At 66.7% G+C, this 2,877-nt stretch carries 3 protein-coding genes; 1 reads left to right on the top strand and 2 read right to left on the bottom strand.

What is annotated here, in order from left to right; translation table 11 throughout:
• Positions 1 to 204 precede the first annotated feature (204 nt).
• Positions 205 to 432, bottom strand: a complete 228-nt coding sequence (locus EN780_RS31250) for a hypothetical protein (protein WP_127284436.1) — start codon at positions 430 to 432, stop codon at positions 205 to 207.
• Positions 433 to 750: 318 nt separating this feature from the next.
• Here EN780_RS31250 and EN780_RS31255 point away from each other — a divergent pair, with 318 nt between their 5' ends.
• Complete coding sequence (locus tag EN780_RS31255; RefSeq protein WP_128276202.1) at positions 751 to 1,683, top strand: hypothetical protein; 933 nt, start codon at positions 751 to 753, stop codon at positions 1,681 to 1,683.
• Positions 1,684 to 1,941: 258 nt separating this feature from the next.
• On the opposite strand, the gene EN780_RS31260 is transcribed toward EN780_RS31255, so the two are convergent.
• Positions 1,942 to 2,874, bottom strand: a complete 933-nt coding sequence (locus tag EN780_RS31260; RefSeq protein ID WP_245500183.1) for a phosphatidate cytidylyltransferase — start codon at positions 2,872 to 2,874, stop codon at positions 1,942 to 1,944.
• Positions 2,875 to 2,877: the final 3 nt, after the last annotated feature.

A 2,877-nucleotide genomic window follows, 5' to 3' on the forward strand; every position in this document is an offset into this window, starting at 1 on the left:
GTCCGGCGAACCGCCGGTGGTCCTCAAGCTCGCCGCCAAGCGCCGCCCGCCCCGCCGTCAGCCCGCGCGCAAGAAGGCGGCGGCCGCGGTCGCCGGCTGAGGGCGCGGTTGCCTCGGGTCGGCGAGAGCGAGCCCCTCGGGAGTTTGCGTCACGCAGTGGCGCGAGGATCGTTGATCCCCGCGCCACTGCCGCCCCGCCAAGGGCTAGAAGTGCAGATAGATTGCTGGCGGATAGATCGAATTGTAGCCGTCCTGGTTGGTCGTCGCCGGCTTGGCGCCGGCAGGCGTGATCCCGCCTGTGGCCGTGTTGTCCAGCGGCGGCCGGGTCGCCTCGACCTTCGCGTCGTCCTTCGCCACCGGGACTTTCTTCTTGGCTTCCGCGGCCTGCGCCAGCGCAAGCACGACGAGCAGCGCTGACAGAACGAGCTTCATGTCGGTTCCTCCCTGCCTGAATGCGGAGGCGTTGGGCGGTCTGCCCGAGCCAATTCCGCGTTTCCTCGTGGCCTTCCCCTAGCGCCGGCGAGCTTAGCGCCAGGCGCTGGACCGGAAAGGGATCGCGTGCGGAACGCCGTGGAATTCTTTGGAATTCCTGGAATATTAGCTTGTGGAAAAGTACAATGGGAGGACGTGCCGGCGCATGTTATGGCTAGCAGCTGGCATGGGAGCACGATCCCGGACCGGGACCGTGCTCGAAAAGGGGCGAGCCATTCCGGTCGACCGGAACGGAACAGGCCCAGGGACGGCGGCCGCATGGCACAGCATATCGCGCAAAAACTCCGGCTGACCTCGGCCCTGCTCGGCACCGTCACCCGCAAGGAGCTGGCGGCGGCGTTCCGGGCCGTCAATCCGAAGACCGCGTTCGATCTCGGCCGCGCCGACAAATGGCTGCAGGGCCGCGCCCAGCCGCGCGAGTACGCTGTCTATGACGACTGGGCGAAGCTGCTTCGCCTGGAGCAGCCGGGGGCTTGGATCGCCGACAGCGACCTGCCGCAGTTCGCCGCTGCCATCGCCTCCCGCCACGGCATCGACAGAGCCGAGCTCGAACGCCGCGCCGCCGCACAGTTCGAGGGCTCGCCCGCACATGACGAGAAAAGCGTCGGCCTGGCGCTCGCCGGAACCTATGCATGCTATTCGCGGGCGCTCTCGCCCTATTATCGCGGCCAGCTGATCAGGGGCAACCTGTCGATCGAGCCGGGGCCTGGCGCGCACAGCCTGAGCGCTGCCTATCGCGAATCCTTGCCGACGGGCCAGCTCTTGCTTGGCGGGCCGGTCACGCCGGCAAAGCGCGGCCTCTATGCGCATCTGAAGGAAAGCGGCGGCGATGCCCAGTTCTTCCTCTGCCTGTTCCCGCAGTCGCAGCCGGGCAGCGTGCTCGGCGGTTACATGTGCGGCAGCTCGATCATCGGCCCGGAGCCGCAGCCCTCGATCACCAGGATCCTCATCATCCGCCTGCGCGACCCGTCGCCCGACGCCGCGGCCTGGGGCGGCTACCTCCTGCCGGACCAGTCGATCGCCGAGGATCTGGCCGCGCTCGGCATGTCGATCGATCAGCCCGGGCTCGTCGACCGGCAGCTCACGCAATTCCTGATCGGCGACAGTGACGTTGCCAACCAGGTCCCGCCGGCCGAGTTCCGTGCCATCCTCGATATCTTCGACCGGCATTGGCTAAGGCATTCGGGATAGGGTTTCTCGCCGGCGGCGGCGGGTGAAGGCCGGTGCCGACGCTGCCAATCCCGGGGGCGGTGTGGCCATCGCGTCGCTGCCCGATGAACGATCTCTCCGAACTATAACTTATTTAATAGACCAAGCGGTCCGTCTATTGCCTGGTCGCACAGCAGCACCGGCCTCTACGGTGCTGTAATCGGGGACACCCGATCGGCCCGCGCCCCGGCTAGCCTAGGGGCGCGGGCGCGTGTCGGCCGTACCGGGCTTTGCGGCTCCTCACACCGACCAGAAATACCGCACCGTGTGGAAGAACACCGGGGCGGCGAAGACCAGACTGTCGGCGCGGTCCATCATGCCGCCATGGCCCTCGATCAGATGGCCCCAGTCCTTCACGCCCTGGTCGCGCTTGATGGCCGAGGCGACCAGGCCGCCGAGGAAACCCATCAGGCAGGCGACGAGGGCGACGGCGGCGGCCTGCAGCGGCGAGAACGGCGTCAGGAAGGACAAGAGCGCTCCGAGCAGGCTCGACGCCGCAAGCCCGCCGACCAGCCCTTCCCAGGTTTTTGAAGGCGACACCTTCGGCGACAGCAGATGTTTTCCGAACAGCTTCCCGAAAATGTATTGCAGCACGTCGCTGCCCTGCACGGTGATGATCAGGAAGGCGATGAGCAGCAGGTTGCGGCCCTCGAAGCCCGGCACGTTCAGCGTCAGCAGCGCCGGCACGTGGCTGACGAAGTAGACCGAGATCATGATCGCCCATTGCTGCGCCGAGACTCGCTCCAGGAAGCGCTCGGTGTCGCCGTTGAGCGCGGTGATGGCCGGCATCAGCAGGAAGCAGTAGACAGGGATGAAGATGGTGAAGAGCCCGTACCAGGCCGTCCACACCAGCCAGTACTGGAACGGAATGATGATGGCGAACATGCCGAGCAGCACCCAGTGGTCGCTGCGCCGGCTGTGCGTCAGCGTCACGAATTCGCGCAGTGCCGCGAACGAGATCAGCGCGAACAGGATGGTCATGCCGGCATGGCCGAAGAAGAAGGCGACCGTGATCGCCACCACCATCACCCACCAGGCGTTGATGCGCTGGGTGAGGTTGGTGAGCGTCGGCGACAGCGGCTTCGGCGCCCGCCACGACAATATGCCGGCGGTGACGCTGGCCGTCGACAGCACGGCGACCAGCCCGGCGATCAGGATCATGGTTTCATGTATCGG

This window comes from Mesorhizobium sp. M4B.F.Ca.ET.089.01.1.1, from assembly GCF_004022605.1.
Taxonomy (GTDB): domain Bacteria; phylum Pseudomonadota; class Alphaproteobacteria; order Rhizobiales; family Rhizobiaceae; genus Mesorhizobium; species Mesorhizobium abyssinicae.

Excerpts from the sequence above, each read along its gene's own strand:
- EN780_RS31250 (WP_127284436.1), bottom strand. The coding sequence starts at position 432 with ATGAAGCTCGTTCTGTCAGCGCTGCTCGTCGTGCTTGCGCTGGCGCAG.
- EN780_RS31255 (WP_128276202.1), top strand. The coding sequence starts at position 751 with ATGGCACAGCATATCGCGCAAAAACTCCGGCTGACCTCGGCCCTGCTC.